At 72.7% G+C, this 17,184-nt stretch carries 16 protein-coding genes; 5 read left to right on the forward strand and 11 right to left on the reverse strand.

Going from position 1 to position 17,184, the window contains the following annotated elements; genetic code table 11:
* Positions 1 to 130: 130 nt before the first annotated feature.
* Both ACIQCJ_RS16640 and ACIQCJ_RS16645 read left to right on the forward strand, forming a co-directional pair.
* Positions 131 to 1,168 carry an SPFH domain-containing protein gene (locus ACIQCJ_RS16640; RefSeq protein WP_355338571.1) on the forward strand — a complete coding sequence of 346 codons (1,038 nt, stop codon included), beginning with the start codon at positions 131 to 133 and terminating at the stop codon, positions 1,166 to 1,168.
* On the forward strand, positions 1,165 to 2,061 hold the full coding sequence (locus ACIQCJ_RS16645; protein ID WP_391048839.1) for a hypothetical protein: 897 nt from the start codon (positions 1,165 to 1,167) through the stop codon (positions 2,059 to 2,061). Before ACIQCJ_RS16640 ends, ACIQCJ_RS16645 begins: the two co-directional genes overlap by 4 nt.
* Before the next feature lie 92 nt (positions 2,062 to 2,153).
* Here the strand turns inward: ACIQCJ_RS16645 and ACIQCJ_RS16650 are convergent, their stop codons facing one another.
* The 7 genes from ACIQCJ_RS16650 to ACIQCJ_RS16680 all read right to left on the reverse strand — a co-directional run bounded on the left by ACIQCJ_RS16650 (position 2,154) and on the right by ACIQCJ_RS16680 (position 10,339).
* A complete protein-coding gene (locus ACIQCJ_RS16650; RefSeq protein ID WP_401857119.1) occupies positions 2,154 to 4,697 on the reverse strand; it encodes a polynucleotide kinase-phosphatase in 2,544 nt (847 codons plus the stop codon).
* Positions 4,694 to 6,244, reverse strand: coding sequence for a 3' terminal RNA ribose 2'-O-methyltransferase Hen1 (locus ACIQCJ_RS16655; RefSeq protein WP_402711707.1), 1,551 nt, complete (start codon positions 6,242 to 6,244; stop codon positions 4,694 to 4,696). The genes ACIQCJ_RS16650 and ACIQCJ_RS16655 overlap by 4 nt, the downstream gene beginning before the upstream one ends.
* Positions 6,245 to 6,296: 52 nt before the next feature.
* Complete coding sequence (gene mmuM / locus ACIQCJ_RS16660; RefSeq protein WP_402711708.1) at positions 6,297 to 7,205, reverse strand: homocysteine S-methyltransferase; 909 nt, start codon at positions 7,203 to 7,205, stop codon at positions 6,297 to 6,299.
* A 7-nt stretch (positions 7,206 to 7,212) separates the two neighbouring features.
* Positions 7,213 to 8,136 (reverse strand): TIGR03560 family F420-dependent LLM class oxidoreductase, encoded by a 924-nt coding sequence (locus ACIQCJ_RS16665; protein ID WP_391048848.1) that lies wholly within the window; start codon positions 8,134 to 8,136, stop codon positions 7,213 to 7,215.
* Positions 8,137 to 8,169: 33 nt separating this feature from the next.
* Positions 8,170 to 8,574 carry a DUF6099 family protein gene (locus ACIQCJ_RS16670; protein WP_391048850.1) on the reverse strand — a complete coding sequence of 135 codons (405 nt, stop codon included), beginning with the start codon at positions 8,572 to 8,574 and terminating at the stop codon, positions 8,170 to 8,172.
* Positions 8,575 to 8,696: 122 nt separating this feature from the next.
* On the reverse strand, positions 8,697 to 9,047 hold the full coding sequence (locus ACIQCJ_RS16675; protein ID WP_391048853.1) for a MazG-like family protein: 351 nt from the start codon (positions 9,045 to 9,047) through the stop codon (positions 8,697 to 8,699).
* Positions 9,044 to 10,339, reverse strand: a complete 1,296-nt coding sequence (locus ACIQCJ_RS16680) for an AAA family ATPase (RefSeq protein WP_402711709.1) — start codon at positions 10,337 to 10,339, stop codon at positions 9,044 to 9,046. Before ACIQCJ_RS16680 ends, ACIQCJ_RS16675 begins: the two co-directional genes overlap by 4 nt.
* A gap of 158 nt (positions 10,340 to 10,497) precedes the next feature.
* On the opposite strand from ACIQCJ_RS16680, the gene ACIQCJ_RS16685 reads away from it, so the two are divergent.
* The gene (locus tag ACIQCJ_RS16685; RefSeq protein WP_402711710.1) at positions 10,498 to 11,139 is read left to right on the forward strand and encodes a DUF1697 domain-containing protein; all 642 of its coding nucleotides are present in this window, start codon (positions 10,498 to 10,500) and stop codon (positions 11,137 to 11,139) included.
* 9 nt (positions 11,140 to 11,148) lie between these two features.
* Entirely contained in the window at positions 11,149 to 11,967 is an 819-nt protein-coding gene (locus ACIQCJ_RS16690) for a DUF2785 domain-containing protein (protein ID WP_402711711.1), read from the forward strand.
* On the opposite strand, the gene ACIQCJ_RS16695 is transcribed toward ACIQCJ_RS16690, so the two are convergent.
* The 4 genes from ACIQCJ_RS16695 to ACIQCJ_RS16710 all read right to left on the reverse strand — a co-directional run bounded on the left by ACIQCJ_RS16695 (position 11,952) and on the right by ACIQCJ_RS16710 (position 15,575).
* Positions 11,952 to 13,046: a mannonate dehydratase gene (locus tag ACIQCJ_RS16695; RefSeq protein ID WP_355338542.1), complete on the reverse strand. Its 1,095-nt coding sequence runs from the start codon at positions 13,044 to 13,046 to the stop codon at positions 11,952 to 11,954. The two genes, ACIQCJ_RS16690 and ACIQCJ_RS16695, sit on opposite strands and share 16 nt — an antisense overlap.
* Positions 13,043 to 13,894, reverse strand: a complete 852-nt coding sequence (locus tag ACIQCJ_RS16700; protein ID WP_402711712.1) for a fumarylacetoacetate hydrolase family protein — start codon at positions 13,892 to 13,894, stop codon at positions 13,043 to 13,045. The genes ACIQCJ_RS16695 and ACIQCJ_RS16700 overlap by 4 nt, the downstream gene beginning before the upstream one ends.
* A gap of 26 nt (positions 13,895 to 13,920) precedes the next feature.
* Positions 13,921 to 14,655 (reverse strand): SDR family NAD(P)-dependent oxidoreductase, encoded by a 735-nt coding sequence (locus ACIQCJ_RS16705; RefSeq protein ID WP_402711713.1) that lies wholly within the window; start codon positions 14,653 to 14,655, stop codon positions 13,921 to 13,923.
* Positions 14,656 to 14,834: 179 nt separating this feature from the next.
* Positions 14,835 to 15,575, reverse strand: coding sequence for a GntR family transcriptional regulator (locus tag ACIQCJ_RS16710; protein WP_355338533.1), 741 nt, complete (start codon positions 15,573 to 15,575; stop codon positions 14,835 to 14,837).
* A gap of 183 nt (positions 15,576 to 15,758) precedes the next feature.
* Here ACIQCJ_RS16710 and ACIQCJ_RS16715 point away from each other — a divergent pair, with 183 nt between their 5' ends.
* Entirely contained in the window at positions 15,759 to 17,063 is a 1,305-nt protein-coding gene (locus ACIQCJ_RS16715; RefSeq protein ID WP_402711714.1) for an extracellular solute-binding protein, read from the forward strand.
* Positions 17,064 to 17,184 lie beyond the last annotated feature (121 nt).

A 17,184-nucleotide genomic window follows, 5' to 3' on the forward strand; every position in this document is an offset into this window, starting at 1 on the left:
GACGCGCCGCGCGCGCCCCGTCAGCCCGCGCCAGCGCACCCCGGCGGGTACGCCGAACTCCCCATCTCGTCTTCTTGACGATAAGAGGATCGCTCGATATCGTCGCACTGACGAGAAGGAGGGGCCCACCATGGCCGACATCACCAGGCGCTTCGGCTGGCGCCATCTGCGTTCGGCGCCCACCGCGCACATCTGCCACCACTCGCGCGGCGCGCTCGTGCACGACGGGCCCGGCCTCAGCTTCTGGTACCGGTCGCTGACCGCGGCCCTCTCCGAAGTGCCGGTCGACGACCGCGAGTTGGCGATGTCCTTCCATGCCAGGACCTCCGACTTCCAGGACGTCAGCGTGCAGTCGACCGTGACGTACCGGATCAGCGCCCCGGCCACCGCAGCCGAGCGCCTGGACTTCTCCATCGACCCCGACACCGGGATCTGGCGCGGCGCCCCGCTGGAACAGCTCGCCACCCTGCTCACCGAGACCGCCCAGCAGCACGCGCTCGACGTCCTGGCCCGTACCGCGCTGGCGTCCGCGCTGGTCGACGGCGTGGCGGCGGTACGGCAGCGGATCGCCGACGGGCTCGCCGACGAGCCGCGACTGGCCACCACCGGCATCGAGGTCGTCGCCGTGCGCGTGGTGGCGATCCGGCCGGAGCCCGAGGTGGAGCGCGCGCTGCGGACGCCCGCCCGCGAGCAGATCCAGCAGGAGGCGGACCGGGCCACGTACGAGCGGCGGGCCGTCGCCGTCGAGCGCGAACGGGCCATCGCCGAGAACGAGTTGGCCAGCCGGATCGAACTGGCCCGGCGCGAGGAGCAGTTGGTCGAGCAGCACGGTACGAACGCGCGCCGCGAGGCGGAGGAGAACGCGGCGGCCGACGCCGTGCGCGCCGAGGCCGAGGCCGCCCGGCTCGTCCGCCTCGCCCGCGCGAAGGCCGAGGCGGCGCGCGAGGCGGGTACGGCGCGCGCCGAGGCACAGGCCGGGTGGCTGCGGGTGCACGGCGACGTGGATCCGGCGACGCTGCACGCGCTGGCGCTCAACCGGGTCGCGGAGAATCTGCCGCGGATCGACAGCCTCACGCTCACCCCCGACATGCTCACCGGCCTGGTGGAACGGCTCGGGCGCCCCAGCGGCGGCGGCGCGGTCCCGGGCTCCGGTGGTGAGCGGCGGTGAGCCTCGCCCCGCGCGCGGTGCTGGTGCACCGGGTCAGCGAGTACGAGGAGTTGCTGGCCCGGCACGGCACCCACGGCCAGGCGGCGTTCTTCCTCTCCTCGCGCGGCCGGAGCATCCAGGAGGTGCGCGAACGCCATCAGCGCGGGCGGGCCGCGCTCGCCGAGGTGGCCGCGGCGGTGCCGTTGCGGTGGCGGCAGGCGCGGGTGGAGCGGGCCGATCTGGACCGCTTCCTCTTCGCGCCGGAGGACGTGGTCGTGGTGATCGGCCAGGACGGGCTGGTCGCCAACGCCGCCAAGTACCTGTCGGGGCAGCCGGTGGTGGGGATCGACACCGACCCCGGCCGTAATCCGGGCGTGCTCGTCCGGCACCGGGCGGGCGACGCGGGCAAGCTGCTCGACTCCGCCGCGCGCGGCGGCCGGGCCGACGAACTGACCATGGTGGAGGCCGTCGCCGACGACACACAGCGGCTGCTGGCGCTCAACGAGATCTACCTCGGACCGCCGGGACACCAGACCGCCCGCTACCGGCTCGGTCCCGACGACGACGCCGCGCCCGCGGAAGCCCAGGCGTCATCGGGCGTTCTGGTGGGTACAGGCACGGGTGCCACGGGTTGGCTGCGGTCGCTGTGGCAGGAACGCGGCAGCGGCCTTCCGCTGCCGGGTCCCACGGAGCCGCGGCTGCTGTGGTTCGTCCGCGAGGCCTGGCCCTCCCCCGCGACCGGCACTTCGCAGGTCGCGGGCGTGCTGGCCGCGGCCGACCGGCTCCGGCTGACCGTCGAGTCCGACCGTCTGGTCGCCTTCGGCGACGGCATGGAGTCCGACGCGCTGGAGCTGACCTGGGGTCAGACCGTACGCCTCGGCCGGTCGGCGACGGCGCTGCGGCTGCTGGGGTAGGAACGGTTCGGCACACGGGGATCGAGCCCGGTCGGACCGCCCACCGGAGGGGTGTGGGCGGCCCGACCGTTCGACGGGCACGACTCACGGCGTCACAGCCGGGGGTCGACCGGCTCCGACTCCAACGCCAGTACGGCGAAGACCGCCTCGTGGACGCGCCAGAGCGGTTCGCCGGCCGCCAGCCGGTCCAGCGCCTCCAGGCCGAGCGCGTACTCGCGCAGGGCGAGCGAGCGCTTGTGGCCGAGGAAACGGGACCGCAGCCGCTCCAGGTGCTCCGGACGGGTGTACTCGGGACCGTAGATGATCCGCAGATACTCCCGGCCGCGGCACTTGATGCCCGGCTGCACCAGCCGCCCCTTCTCGGTGCGGACCAGCGCGGCGAGCGGCTTGACGACCATGCCTTCGCCGCCCGCGCCGGTCAGTTCGAGCCACCAGCGCACTCCGGCCGCGACCGACTCCTCGTCCGTGGTGTCGACCAGCAGCCGCCCGGTGGTCCTGAGCAGCCCGGTGGGGTCGGCCTCGACCAACCGGTCGATGAGCGCCAACTGCTCGTCGTGCGGGAGCGCGGCGAGGCTGCGGCCCTGGACGGCGAGGAGCTGGAACGGCGCCAGCCGTACGCCGTCGAGCCCGTCGGTGGTCCAGCAGTACCGGCGGTAGGCGTCGGTGAACGCCGCCGCGTCCGACGCCCGTTCGCGCTGTCTGCCCAGCAGGTCCGCGACGTCGGTGCCGCGAGCCGCCGCGGCTTCGAGCGCGCTCAGGGCGGCGGGGAAGACCGCGCCGCCCGCGGCGCCGACGGCCGCGTACTGCTTGCGCAGCAGGCCGGACGCCTTCAGCGACCAGGGCAGCAGTTCGGCGTCGAGCAGCAGCCAGTCCGTGGACAGCTCGTCCCACAGTCCGGCCGCCGTGACGGCCGCGCGCAGCCGGGCCAGCACCTCCTCGGTGACGGCCCCGTCGTCGAAGAACGGCCGCCCGGTACGGGTGTGCACCGCGCCGGTCGTGCCCTCGGGCACGTCGAAGCGCTTCCGCGCGGCGGCCTCGTCACGGCAGACCAGGACGACCGCGCGGGAGCCCATGTGCTTCTCCTCGCAGACGACCTGGGCGACACCGCTCTCGCGGTAGTCGGCGAAGGCGTCCGCCGGGTGCTCCAGCCAGCCCTCCTGCCGTGAGGTCGCGCAGGGCGACATCGTCGGCGGCAGGTAGGCGAGCAGGCGCGGGTCGACGGCGAAGCGGCTCATCACCTCGAGGGCCGCCGCCGCGTTCTCCTCGCGGACGGCGAGCCGTCCCATCTGCCCGGTCTCCACGATCCGCCGCCCGGTGACGTCGGCGAGGTCGAGCGGGCGCCCGTCATGGCCACCGGGCGCCTCGACCACGAGCGGCTTGGCCGGCTCGTACCAGACCCGCTCGGCCGGTACGTCCACGATCTCGCGCTCGGGCCAGCGCAGCGCGGTCATCTTGCCGCCGAAGACCGCCCCGGTGTCGAGGCAGATGGTGTTGTTGATCCAGGACGTGTTCGGGACCGGGGTGTGGCCGTAGACCACGGCGGCGCGCCCGCGGTAGTCCTCGGCCCACGGGTAGCGCACGGGCAGGCCGAACTCGTCGGTCTCGCCGGTCGTGTCGCCGTACAGCGCGTGCGAGCGGACCCGGCCCGAGGTGCGGCCGTGGTACTTCTCGGGCAGACCCGCGTGGCAGACCACCAGCTTGCCGCCGTCCAGCACGTAGTGGCTGATCAGACCGTCGATGAAGGCCGCGACCCGCTTGCGGAACTCCGGGTCGCGGGCGTCCTCGCGCTCCAGCTGCTCGATGGTCTCGGCCAGTCCGTGGGTCTGCTGCACCTGGCGGCCCTTGAGGTAGCGGCCGAGCTTGTTCTCGTGGTTGCCGGGCACGCACAGCGCGGTGCCCGCCTCGACCATGCCCATGACGCGGCGCAGCACACCGGGGCTGTCCGGGCCGCGGTCGACGAGGTCGCCGACGAAGACGGCGGTGCGCCCCTCGGGGTGCGTGCCGTCGGCGTAGCCCAACTCGGCCAGCAGCGTCTCCAGTTCGGAACTGCATCCGTGGATGTCGCCGATGATGTCGAACGGCCCGGTGAGGTGCGTCAGGTCGTTGTAACGGCGCTCGGTGACGATCTCGGCGGAGTCGATCTCCTCGGTGCCGCGCAGGACGTGCACCTTGCGGAAGCCCTCGCGCTCCAGGCCCCGCAGCGAGCGGCGCAGTTCGCGCTGGTGCCGCTGCACGACGTGGCGCGGCAGCGAGGCCCGGTCGGGGCGCTCGGCGTTGCGCGCGACGCAGACCTGCTCGGGTACGTCGAGGACGACGGCGATCGGCAGCACGTCGTACTCGCGGGCCAGCTTGATCAACTCCCTGCGGCTCTCGGCCTGCACGTTCGTGGCGTCCACGACGGTGCGGCGGCCCGCCGCGAGCCGCTTGCCCGCGATGTAGTGCAGGACGTCGAAGGCGTCGGCGCTGACGCTCTGGTCGTTCTCGTCGTCGCTGACCAGGCCGCGGCAGAAGTCGGAGGAGATGACCTCGGTGGGCTTGAAGTGCCGTGCGGCGAAGGTGGACTTGCCGGAGCCGGTGGCGCCGATCAGGACGACGAGGGACAGGTCGGTGACGGGCAGCGTGCGCGGTGCGGTCATGCCGCCGCCTCCTTGCCGGTGGTCGTGGTCGCGGTCGTGGTCGTGGTCGTGTTCGTGGAAGTGGTCGTGTGACGGGTGTCGGTCGTGGGCGCGGCGATCGTGAAGACCGCCATCTGGGTGGGCGGCCCGACCTCGGGGTCGTCGGGGCCGACGGGGGTGAAGGCGACGTCGTAGCCGTGCCGGGCGGCGACCGTCGTCGCCCAGCCGCGGAACTCCTCGCGGCTCCACTCGAAACGGTGGTCGGCGTGCCGGACATGGCCCGCGGGCAGCGACTCCCACCGCACGTTGTACTCGACGTTCGGCGTCGTCACGACCACGGTCCGCGGCCGGGCGGAGCCGAACACCGCGTACTCCAGGGCGGGCAGCCGCGGCAGGTCGAGGTGTTCGACGACCTCGCTGAGCACGGCCGCGTCGTAACCCTTGAGCCGCGCGTCGGTGTACGCCAACGAGCCCTGGAACAGCGTGACCCGCGCCGCCTGCCGTTCGCTCAACCGGTCCAGGCGCAGCCGCCGCGCCGCGCTGCCGAGCGCCCGCACCGATACGTCGACGCCGACGATCTCCGTGTACCGCACGTCCTTCAGCAGCGCGCCCACCAACTGGCCCTGCCCGCAGCCCAGGTCGAGCACGCGCGTGGCCCCGGCGTCGCGCAGCGCCCCGAGGATCGCCTCGCGCCGCTGAACGGCCAGCGGCGTCGGCCGCTCCTGCGCCTCCTCGCCGTCCGGGCCCACGGTGTCCTCGACCGCGTTGTCGATGGCCTCGACCTCGATGTCGTCGGCGTCCGCCAGCCGGGCCAGCTCAAGCCGCTCCATCGCCTGCCGGGTCAGCGCCCAACGCCGCGCCAGATAGCGGCTGGTGATCAGCTTCTGCTCCGGGTGCTCCTCCAGCCACCCCTCGCCGAACCGCAGCAGCTTGTCCACCTCGTCCGCCGACACCCAGTAGTGCTTGGCGTCGTCGAGCACCGGCAGCAGCACATAGATCTGCCGCAGCGCGTCCGCCAGCCGCAGCTCCCCTTCGAGCACCAGCCGTACGTACCGCGAGTCGCCCCACTCGGGAAACCGCGTGTCCAGCGCCACCGGCTCGGCCTCGACCCGCCAGCCCAGCGGCTCGAACAGCCCGGCCACCAGCGCGGGGCCGCCGCGGGCGGGCAGCACCGGCACCTCGATCCGCAGCGGCAGCGGCGCCGCCGCCCGCTCCGGCATCGTGCGGCACTCGCCGCGCAGCGCGCTGGAGAAGACGGTGCGCAGCGCCACCGCGAGCAGCGACGAGGCCGCGTAGGGCCGGTCGTTCACATACTGCGCGAGCGCGGAGTCGGGCGCGCCGCCCCGGCCTTTGCCCTTGCCCTTCCCCCGGCGCGCCAGCGCGGGCGGATCGATCTCCAACAGCAGCGCGGCCGTGGTCCGCTCGACCGACGCCTCGGGATAGAAGACGTGCGCGTTGCCGTAGGAGGTGGAGAAGGACTGCGCCTTCTCCGGGTGCTTGTGCAGCAGAAACCCCAGGTCAGTAGCCGGGGCAGCCGCGGTGCCGGTGGTGGAGATCGTCAGGAACACCTCCCCGAGTATTCCCTTCCGGCCGCCCCCCGACCAGGGGATTTTCCCGGCCCTAGCCGCCGCCCAGCACCTTCGACAGGGCGCTGATCCGGGCCGGGCCCACTCGGCAGCAGCCGCCGATCAGGCGGGCGCCCGACCGTTCCCAGGCGGTCACGCGGGCCGGGGAGAAGGTGGCGGCGCCGTCCCAGCGGCGGAGGCCGGCGTCCCAGTGCTCGCCGCTGTTGGGGTAGACGACGACGGGCTTGCCGGTGACCGTCGCCGCCGCCTCCACCGCATGGTCCGCGTCGGCGGGCGCGCAGCAGTTGACGCCCACCGCGATCACCTCGTCGCGGCCCGCGGCCACCGCGAAGGCGTCCGCCAGGGGCTGCCCGGCCCGGGTACGGTCGCCGTCGACGGTGTAGGAGAGCCAGACCGGCACGCCGGTCCCCTCGGCCGCCCGCAGCATGGCCTCGGCCTCGTCGGTGTCCGGCACCGTCTCCAGGGCCAGGACGTCGGGACCGGCCGCCGCCAGGGTCTCGATCCGCGGCCGGTGGAAGCGCTCCAGCTCCCACACGCTCAGCCCGTACCGCCCGCGGTACTCGCTGCCGTCCGCGAGCATCGCCCCGTACGGCCCGACCGACGCCGCCACCCGCACGTCGGTCCGGCCCGCGCCCGCCCGCCGGGCCAGCTCCACGCTGCGGGTCAGCAGCGCGGACGCCTCGGCCCGCCCGATGCCGCGCCGGGCGAACCCCTCGTAGGTGGCCTGGTAACTGGAGGTGATCAGCACCCGGGCCCCCGCCCGCACATAGGCGGTGTGCGCGGCCTCGATCTGCTCCGGGGCGTCGGCGAGCAGCCGGGCGGACCAGAGCGGGTCCGACAGGTCGCAGCCCTGGTCGGCGAGTTGGTTGGACAGCCCGCCGTCCAGGACCAGTGCCCTCCCGGCGGCGGCCGGGAAGAGCGGTGCGGGCGGGGTCATGGACATCGCGGCCTCAGCCCACCTGGGTCCTGACCTGGGACGAGATCAGCTCCAGGTGGTCGAGGTCGGACAGGTCGAGAATCTGGAGGTAGAAGCGGGTGGAGCCCTGCTCCGCGAACTGCCCGATCCGGTCGACGACCTCGGCGGGCGTGCCCGCCAGCCCGTTCGCCTTCAGCTCGTCCACCTCCCGGCCGATCGCGGCGGCCCGGCGGGCCACCTCGGCGTCGTCCTTGCCGACACAGGCCACCAGGGCGTTGGAGTACACCAGGTCGTCGGGGCCGCGCCCGGCCGCCTCCGCCGCCGCGCGCACCCGGCCGATCTGGAGCCCGCTGTCCTCGACCGAGGCGAACGGGATGTTGAACTCGGTCGCGTAGCGCGCCGCCAGTTCCGGTGTCCGCTTGGCGCCCATGCCGCCGATCAGCACCGGGACCTTCGCCTGCGCGGGCTTGGGCAGCGCGGGCGAGTCCTTGAGCTGGTAGAACGTCCCGTCGTAGTCGAAGGTCTTGCCGACCGGGGTCTCCCACAGGCCGGTGACGATGGCCAGTTGCTCCTCAAGGCGGGCGAACTTCTCCTTCGGGAAGGGGATGCCGTACGCCGTGTGCTCCTCCTCGAACCAGCCCGCGCCGAGGCCGAACTCGACCCGTCCGCCCGACATCCGGTCCACCTGGGCGACCTGGATCGCCAGCACACCGGGGAGCCGGAAGGTGCCGGCCGTCATCAGGGTGCCGAGCCTGATCCGGCTGGTCTCGCGGGCGAGTCCGGCCAGGGTGATCCACGCGTCCGTGGGTCCCGGCAGTCCGGTCCCGTCGCCCATCTTCAGGTAATGGTCGGAGCGGAAGAAGGCGTCGAATTCCAGGTCTTCGGTCGCCTTCGCGACGGTGAGCAGGGTGTCGTACTCGGCACCTTGCTGGGGCTCGGTGAAGATTCGCAGATCCATTCCTCCATCCTGCCCCCATCACGGCGATCTCCGTCAACGGTCCACCTCCCGGGTCAGCGCGCGCACGCGGTCCTTGGCCTCGTCCACCGCGTCCAGCGCTTCGATGCAGTTCCAGTACGCCGCCTCGTCCTCCGCCGTGCAGGTGATGGCGACCAGGGACAGGCCGATCTCGCCGAGCAGCGTGCGCAGGGCCCGCAGGGTGCCGTGCGGGTCGCGCACCCCGGTCAGCCGTGCGGCCCGCGGCGGGTCGCCGCCTGACGCGCCCACCACCGGCCCCGGCCCGGCGCGGACCACCGGCCGCTCGTGATCGGCGGTGAGCAGCCGTCCCACGGCCTCGGTCAGCTCGAACGCCTGCCATGCCTCCGCGATGACGTCGTCCGGCTGCGGCGACCGGCTCATCACGCGCTCCGCCTGGGCCACCAGTCGCGCTGCGTCCATGTCCCGCACCCCCTCTGTCCTGCGGCGATCCCTTCGCCGTTACTCAGAGTGACAGAGTTTCGCGGGTGCGGAAAGGCCCCTCGGGAGATCTGTGGACAACTCCGCGCCTGTGGAAAACCTCGTCACCCGGACGAGGGATCGGCCCGCGGGAACCGCAGCTCGTTGCGGTCGATCTTCGCCGCCAGCGCGGCCAGCACGTCGATGCCGAGCACTTCGCAGAATTGCAGCAGGTACGCCAGCACGTCCGCGACCTCGTCGCGGACCCGGTGCGCGGTCCCGTCGTCCGCCATCACCTCCGCCGCCTGTTCCGGGGTGAGCCACTGGAAGATCTCCAGCAGCTCCGCGGCCTCGACGCTCAGCGCGGCGGCGAGGTTCTTGGGCGTGTGGAACGGCTGCCAGTTCCGGGCCGCGGCGAAGGAGGCGAGGCGGTGCTGGAGCGCCGCGAGATCGGGTGCGTCGGTTTCTTCGGTCACCCCGACTGGTCTACCGCATCCTCGCGGCGGCGTGGCCTCGGGACCCCGAGCGCGGTGACCGAGACACCGCCGATCCCCTCCGCGAAGCTCGCGTCCTGGACGGTGCCCAGCAGCCGGATGTGCCCGCGTTCCGCGGCCGGGCCCGCCAGCCGCAGCAGTTCGCTCAGTTGACGACGGTCCAGGCCGTGGTCGAGGCCGTCGCCCAGCACGGTCAGCACCTGACTGGCGGGCAGCAGCTCCGTACTCGTGTCGACGTCCAGCACTCCGGGGCCGGTGAGCAGCACCAGCGCCAGCGCGAGGAAGCGGAGTTCGCCGTCGCCGAGGCGGTCCACCGGGACCAGGCCGAGCGGGCCTCGGTCCACCGCGGCGATCACGGCGTCCACCGCACGCGCCGTTTCCGCCACCGACCCGCCGCCCGCGCGGGCGCCCTCCGCCGTACCGGCACCGGTACGGAGACCGGCGCACGTACGCCCGCCTGCGCCCGTGCTCGCGGCGGCGCCCGCAGCCAGCGCCGTGATCCCCTCCACCGGCGGACTGCACACCGCGCGCACCGCGTTGACCAGCGCCGCGTGCCGGGTGCCGCACTCGCCTTCCGTCCTGGCCAGGACGGCGGACAGATTGTCGCAGGAGGCGCGCAGCCGTCCGTCGCCGACCGGGACGGGGCCGCGCATCAGCTCGGGGCGCGGTGCGATCGGGAAGACCCCGCGCAGCGCCACGACGACCTGTTCCGCGGCGGCCAGCACCAGGCGCTGCCCGTCGGTGCGTCCGGCGACGCGCAGCGGCAACAGGGCCGTGGCGAGGCGGTCGTCGGGCAGCGGCGCGCGGGTGACGGCGACCAGGCCCGCGGTGTGCCAGGCGGCCTGCACCGTGGGGCGTTCCGGGTCGCGCAGCGCCGTCGTCAGCAGCGTCTCGCCCGCGCCGGTCAGCCGCTCGCCGACGATCCGCAGCGTGGGCTCCGCCTGGACGGCGACGTCGAGCCGCACGGGACCCACCGGGCCGGTGACCGTGCAGCCGATCCGGAAGCCGCGCCGTCCCTGCGGGTCGGGCTGCGCGTCCTGCGGTACGCACGCCGCCGCGCCACCGCGCACCACGGACTCGAAGACCTCGTCGAGCCCGTCCCCGCAGGCCAGCCGACCGAGCGCGGCCAGCGCCTCCAGCACGCTCGACTTGCCGGTGCCGCTGCCCCCGCACAGCAGGGTGAGCGGCCCGAGTCCGAACGACGCGCCCCGGTGCGATTTGAAGGCCGACAGCCGCAGTTCGGTGACGACGGGCCTGTCATGGATGCTGGTCATATGCGCGAACGTAACCAGGCCCCGGCCTGACGAACCGTTCCAGCGACCGTACCGTCCTCCGAACGAGGGACATCGCGCATGATTCGCGCGACGCCGCGCTTGCCCCGGCACCACCCGGAATCGACCGATTGTCAGTGCCGGCCGCTAGCGTGGCGATCGTGACGACCAAGGCCACCGGCGCCAAGACCAACACCAAGACCAACACCAGGACCAGGACCGGCACCAGTAAGAGCACGACCCCGGATGAGGACACGGACACGGATACCCGCTACGTCGCGCTGCTGCGCGGAATCAACGTCGGCGGCAAGAACAAGCTGCCCATGCGGACCCTGAGGGACCTGCTGGCCTCCATCGGCGCCGCCGACATCCGCACCCACCTCCAGAGCGGCAACGCCGTCTTCACCCACGCGCAGGCCGATCCGGGGCGGCTGGCGGCGGATTTGGAGCAGCGGATCAGCGACGAATTGGGGCTGACCGTCGCCTGCCTGATCCGTACCGGCGCGGACCTCCGGCGGGTCGTGGACGCCAACCCGTTCCCGATGGACGGGGTGAATCCGTCGCGCTTCATGGTGACGTTCCTGTCGGGGCCCGTCCCCCTCGACAAGCTGGCGGCGATCGACGCGGCGGCGTACGCGCCGGACGAATTCCGTCCCGGCCGGAGCGAGATTTACGGCCACTTCCCCGGCGGTGTGCACAATTCCAAGCTGGCCGCCCAGTTCTCCGACCGCCGCCTCGGCCTGACGGCGTCCACCCGCAACTGGAACACGGTCACCAAACTGGTGGCGATGAGCGAGGAATAGCCTGATGCCATGAACGCCGATCGTGTCGACTGGACGTCGGTCGCGGCCGACGGATTCCCCTTCCCCGAGGGCGTCCCCGCGCCACGGCTCGCCGCCGAGCTGTCCGTCATGCTGACGTCCCCTGACCCCGGGACACGCGACGACCACGCCTATACCGGCGCTGCCCGCTGGATCAGGGACGGGCGTCTCGACGCCGTCCTCGAAACGCTCGGGGACGACGCGGCCGGCCGTCTCACCCACCCGGAGGTTCAGGCCAGGGCCTTCGCACCGCTGATCATCTGCTCCGTGCTGACGCGGGGCGACGCCGTGCCCGGGCTCGTGCCGCGAGAGGCGGCGGAGCGCTGGTACGCGCGGTTCTCGGCCTGGTATCCGGCCGAGCGCGACACCCGCGGCTGGGACGACGCGCTGGGCTGGCTGCACGCCGTGGCACACGGCGCCGACGCCGCCGCCGCGTTCGCGAAGGCCCTGCCGGAGCGCCGCACCGGCCTGCTGGAGCTGTGCGCCCGCAGGATGACGGTCGAGCAGACCGCCTACCGCTACGCGCAGTTGGAGGACGCGCGGCTGGCCCGCGCGCTCACCCGTATCCTCCAGGCCCCCGGACTGACCGTCGAGGAGGCCACCGACTGGCTGACCGTCGTTCACAAGGCCCTGGAGGGCGGCGGACCCGGCGCGGTCCCGGTCTGGGCGTTCAACACCTTCGCCACCCTCCAGTCGCTCCATCTGCATCTGATACGCGGCATCGCCGACGAGGGCGTCCCGCCGCACGCGCGGGAGGTCGCCGCACGCGTCGCCGACCTCCTGCGCCTGCCGTACTACTGGCTGGCCTGAGGCTGCCGGCCGACCGTCGCCGAGCGGCCGGCCCGCGGGCGGGCCTCCGGCTGGTCGAGCCCGAGGCCGTTGAGGACGCCTTGCAGGTAGCCGATCGCGTGGGCCCGACCGCGGCTGCAGTACGCCTCGGAGGAGATGTCGCCCCAGGTGTCGAGGTCGCCGATCATCGCCGGGACGTGGTCGTCGATGAGGAACCCGTCGAATCCGGAGTCCTCAAGACGGCGGATGACCCGCGCCGGGTTGAAGTTGCCCTCGCCGAGGAAGCACTCGCTGAAGCGGGGCACGGTGCCGCGGACGTCCCGGAAGTGGACGTAGAAGATGGACGGCCCCAGCAGGTCGATGACCTCGTTGACGCTCTCCTCGCCCGCCATCTCCGACACCGTGCCCAGGCAGAGGTTCAGGCCCCAGGACGGGCTGCCGCCCGCCTGGTCGCGGGCCCGTCCGATGGCGGCGGGCGAGGTGAAGATCCGGGCGATGCCGCCCAACGGCACGTCGACGGGCGGGTCGTCGGGGTGCAGGGCCAGCCGTACGCCGACCTCCTCGGCGACGGGCAGGACGGCGTCGAGGAAGTACTGGTGGTTGGCCCACATCCGGTCGGCCGTGGCCGGCTCGTCGACGGGGTGGTCGGGGGTGAGCCGGTATCCGGCGAGCGCGTTGCCGCGGGAGACGTCCGCCAGGTCGAAGGCGCTGACCTTGGCGCCGCCGCGGCCCGCCGCCGCCATGTCCGTGCGCCAGACGTACGTGGCGAGGAAGTTGTAGCCGAGCAGGTCGATGCCGACGGCGGCGAGGTTGCGGATGGTTCTGAGGTAGTTCTCGATCTGCTCGTCGCGGCCCGGCAGTCCGCGCTGGATCTTCCAGAAGTGCGCGAGCGGTACGTTCTCCAGGCCGTCGATCGCGAGGCCGTCGGCCTCGCAACGGTCCTTGAGGGCCCGCAGTTCGGACTCGCTCCAGAAGCCGTCCTCGCCGGGCAGCAGGTCGGGGGTGTGGAGCTGGACGCCGGTGAGGCCGAGTTGGCGCGCGAAGGTCGCCACCCGCGCGTCGTAGGTGTCGATGTGTCCGAGCGAGAGTCGTATGGTCATGCCCGGCCGACCCGCTGCCGCTGACGGCCCAGCCCGTCGATCTCCAACTCCATGGTGTCGCCATCCTTGAGGTAGGGGAAGCGGCCCGACAGCGCGACGCCTTCGGGCGTGCCGGTGTTGATGACGTCGCCCGGTTCGAGGACGGTGAACTGGCTCAGCTCGTGGATCAGCGTGGCGACGTCGAAGATCATGTCCTTGGTGCCGGACGCCTGGCGGGGTTCGCCGTTGACCCAGGAGCGCAGGCCGAGGGCCTGGGGGGACGTGATCTCATCCGGGGTGACCAGCCAGGGACCCAGCGGGTTGAACGTCTCGCAGCTCTTGCCCTTCGACCACTGGCCGCCGCTGGTCTCCAGTTGCAGGGCCCGCTCGGACACGTCGTTGGAGATCGTGTAACCCGCCACGTGGGCCAGGGCGTCGGCGGGCGAGTCGAGGTAGCGGGCCCGGCGTCCGATGACGATCGCGAGCTCGACCTCCCAGTCCGTCTTGGCGGAGCCGCGCGGCAGCAGGACGTCGTCGTCCGGTCCCACGACGCAGTGCGGTGACTTGTAGAACACGACCGGCGCCCGGGGCGGTGCGGCGCCCGATTCCGCCGCGTGCGCCGCGTAGTTCATGCCGACGCAGAGCACGACGCCGGGGCGGGCGACGGGCGGGCCGACGCGCTGCCCGCTGACGTCGACGGCCGGCAGGCCGCCCGCCTCGATCGCGTCGCGCAGCCGGTCGGGGCCGTCGCCCGCGAGGAAGGCGCCGTCGATGTCGTCGGTGAGCGCGGACAGGTCGAGGTGGCGGCCGTCGGGAAGCAGGGCGACGGGCCGTTCGGCCCCGGGTGGGCCGACACGCATGAGCTTCACGGTGATCCGTTCGGTGGTAGGGATGGTCAGCCGGCGAGCAGCCCGCCGTCGATGACCAGCTCGGTGCCGGTGATGAACGCGGCGGCGTCGGAGGCGAGGTAGAGGGCGGCGGCGGCGACCTCGGCCGGGGTGCCGAGGCGGCCCATCGGCTGCCGGGCGACGAGTTGGGCGCGGGCCTGCCCGGGGTCGTCGGCCGCGGCGAGCAGGCGGCCCACCCACGGGGAGTCGACGGTGCCGGGGCAGACGGAGTTGCAGCGCACGCCGGTGCCCGCGTACTGCACGGCGACCTGGCGGCTGTAGGCGATCACGGCGCCTTTGCTGGCGCAGTACGCGGCGCGGTCCTTCAGTCCGACGAGTCCGGCGGCGGAGGCGGTGTTGACGATGGCGCCGTCGCCCTGGGCGAGCATGTGCGGCAGGGCGAGTTTGGTGCCGAGGAACACCCCGCGGGTGTTGACCGCGAAGGTCGCGTCCCACTCCTCGACGCTGCACGCCAGGGTGTCGGTGCTGGAGGCCAGGCCCGCGTTGTTGCAGAGCACGTGCAGCGCACCGGTCTCCGACACCGCCCGGGAGACGGCCGCGGCGAACGATTCGGGGTCGGTGACGTCGGCGGTGAGCGGGATGCCGCCGTCGGGCACGTCGGCGGGGTCGAGGTCCGCCGCGTAGACGGTCGCCCCCTCCGCCACGAACTGGCGCGTCATCTCGCGGCCGATGCCGGAACCGGCGCCTGTGACGAGAACCGTCCGTCCGGCGAACCTGTTCACGTGGGGTTGTCCTTTCGTCGCGGTGATTCGATGCACCTGGCTGTCATGCGCGGTCGTGCGCGGTCGTGCGCGGTCGTGCACGTTATGGGGCGGTCGTACGACGCTGCCCCGCCCGGTCGTACGACGCTGCCGCGCGTGGTCATACGCCCCCGCGCCCGGTCGTACGCCGCCGCGCGCGGTCACGCCGTGAAGTAGTGCGGATACTGCGCGCGCAGCCCTGGCACGCGTTCGAGCGCGCGTCTGGCGTGACGGCTGATCAGGGCGCGCCCGCCCGCGATGTCGCGGGACTCCAACGCGTCGACGATCAGCCGGTGTTCGTCGATCAGGTCACGCATCGTGGCGGTGTCGGGTTGGGCGAGCCGGCGCACTCTGTCGAGTTGCAGCTTCATCCGCTGGACGACCTGCCACGCGCCGGGGTGGCCGCTGAGGGTGAAGATCGCACTGTGCAGGGCCTCGTCGGCCTGGAAGAACGTGTCGTAGTCGGCGGTGCGGTAGGCGTGCTCCTGCTGTTCGAGCAGGTCGCGGAGGATGCCGACGTCCAGTGCTGGATTGCCGCAGGCCGCCTCGAAGGCCGAGACCTCCAGGCTCTCGCGGACGAAGCGCGCTTCCTCGACGTCGCGTAGCCGGATCAGCCCGACCTGCGTGCCGACCTGCGGCACGACGTGGACGAGGCCGGTGTCGGCGAGCCGGGCGATGGCCTCCCGGACGGGCGTACGGCTGACGTGCAGCCGTTCCGCGATGTCCGTCTCCGACAGGGAGGAGCCGGGGGCGAGCCGCAGTCTGCGGATCGCGGAGACCAACTCGTCGTAGACGTGGTCGGAGGCGCGGTTCCGCGTGCGGTCCCGGGTGATCGGCGACAGCCCTCCGGCGGGGCCGGGGGGTGCCTGCTCCTGGATGCGTGCTGGTCGGGGAGGATTCACGTCCGAATCCTTGCATGCCAGTATTCTTGTATGCAAGTATCCCGGTCGCCTACCCGGTGTCGTCCGCGGCGGTATGTCCGCTCCCCCATCGCCCCCTCATCGCCCCCGCCAACGCCCCCCATCACCACGGCACGAAGACACGAACCGCGCTGTACAGCAGCAAACCGAGAGGTCGCCATGATCATGCGCAGGGCAAGACTCACCACCGCCGCGGTCCTCGCCGCGCTCAGCCTCGCGCTGACCGGATGCGGCGGCGGCAGCGGCAACGGCAGCGGCAGCGCCAAGGCGGACACCGGCGGCCCGGCGGACATCACTTTCTGGGGCTGGGCCGCGGGCTACGAGAAGTCCGTCGCGCTCTGGAACAAGACGCACCCCGACGTCCACGTGAAGTACGAGGCCATCACCAACGGCGGCGCCGGCGGCTACGACAAGATGCTCACCGCCGCCAAGGCGGGCAAGGCGCCCTGTCTGGCCCAGGTCGGGTACGAGACGTTCTCCAGCTTCCTCGCGGCGGGCGTGCTCCAGGACGTCAGCACATACGTCAAGGACGGCAGGAGCGAGTTCCCCGACTGGGTGTGGGGCAACGTCGGCGTCGAAGGCAAGGCGTACGGCGTACCGGTGGACACCGCGCCGATGGCGATGTTCTACCGGGCCGACCTGTTCAAGAAGGCGCACATCGCGCTGCCCAAGACCTGGGACGAGTTCACGGCCGCCGCCGCCGCGGTGAAGGCCGCGGACCCGGCGTCGCGGATCATGAACCTGCCCACCGACCCCTACCTCTACGCCGGGTTCGCGTGGCAGGGCGGCGCCCCCTGGTTCGGGGTGAAGAACGACGCGTGGTCCGTGTCGTTCGACAGCGCCGCCAATCGCAAGGTCGGCGACTACTGGCAGGGCCTGTACGACAAGGGGCTGCTCGCCTCGTACCCCGCCTTCGACGCGGCGCTGTACTCCGCGTGGAGCAAGGGGACGGTCTGGGCCGAGGTCGGTCCCGTCTGGTCGGCGTCCCTGATCCGGGACAACGCCTCGGGCTCCGCGGGCAAGTGGGCCGTCGCGCCGATGCCCCGATGGGCCGGTACGGACACGGTCGGGAACTCCGGCGGATCGGCCACGGCCGTGATGAAGGACTGCTCGCACCCGAAGGAGGCGACCGAATTCGCCACCTGGATGTCGACGGACAAGGAGTCGGTGTCGAACCTCATCGCCTCCGCGGCCATCCTGCCCGCGTCCAAGTCCGGGCTCACCAACCCCGCGCTGGACGCCCCGCAGAGCTACTACGGCGGCCAGCCCGTCTACCAGTTGTTCCGCACCGAGTCGGCCAAGGTCAACTCCGGCTGGATGTGGGGGCCGATCATGTCGATCTCGGCCACGACGCTCGGTGACGGCCTCGGCAAGGTGCACACGAAGAAGGCCACGTACGAGAACGCGCTCGGCAACGCCCAGAAGGACACGCTCAAGGCGCTGAAGTCCCAGGGCTTCTCGGTCAATTAGCCGGGGCCAGGAAGAAGGGCCGCGCGGGGGCCGCGAATCCGCCACCCCCGCCGCCGCCCTGCCCTGCCCTCGCCCCCGACTCGCCCTCGCCCTCGCCCTCGCCCTCGCCCCGACAAGTCCC

It is taken from the genome of Streptomyces sp. NPDC093221 (assembly GCF_044753885.1).
Taxonomy (GTDB): domain Bacteria; phylum Actinomycetota; class Actinomycetes; order Streptomycetales; family Streptomycetaceae; genus Actinacidiphila.

Bases quoted from the DNA above. Each gene is read 5' to 3' on its own strand.
- ACIQCJ_RS16695 (WP_355338542.1), bottom strand. From the start codon at position 13,046: ATGACCATACGACTCTCGCTCGGACACATCGACACCTACGACGCGCGG.
- ACIQCJ_RS16640 (WP_355338571.1), top strand. From the start codon at position 131: ATGGCCGACATCACCAGGCGCTTCGGCTGGCGCCATCTGCGTTCGGCG.
- ACIQCJ_RS16650 (WP_401857119.1), bottom strand. From the start codon at position 4,697: ATGACCGCACCGCGCACGCTGCCCGTCACCGACCTGTCCCTCGTCGTC.
- ACIQCJ_RS16690 (WP_402711711.1), top strand. From the start codon at position 11,149: ATGAACGCCGATCGTGTCGACTGGACGTCGGTCGCGGCCGACGGATTC.
- mmuM (WP_402711708.1), bottom strand. From the start codon at position 7,205: ATGTCCATGACCCCGCCCGCACCGCTCTTCCCGGCCGCCGCCGGGAGG.
- ACIQCJ_RS16670 (WP_391048850.1), bottom strand. From the start codon at position 8,574: ATGGACGCAGCGCGACTGGTGGCCCAGGCGGAGCGCGTGATGAGCCGG.
- ACIQCJ_RS16715 (WP_402711714.1), top strand. From the start codon at position 15,759: ATGCGCAGGGCAAGACTCACCACCGCCGCGGTCCTCGCCGCGCTCAGC.
- ACIQCJ_RS16665 (WP_391048848.1), bottom strand. From the start codon at position 8,136: ATGGATCTGCGAATCTTCACCGAGCCCCAGCAAGGTGCCGAGTACGAC.
- ACIQCJ_RS16680 (WP_402711709.1), bottom strand. From the start codon at position 10,339: ATGACCAGCATCCATGACAGGCCCGTCGTCACCGAACTGCGGCTGTCG.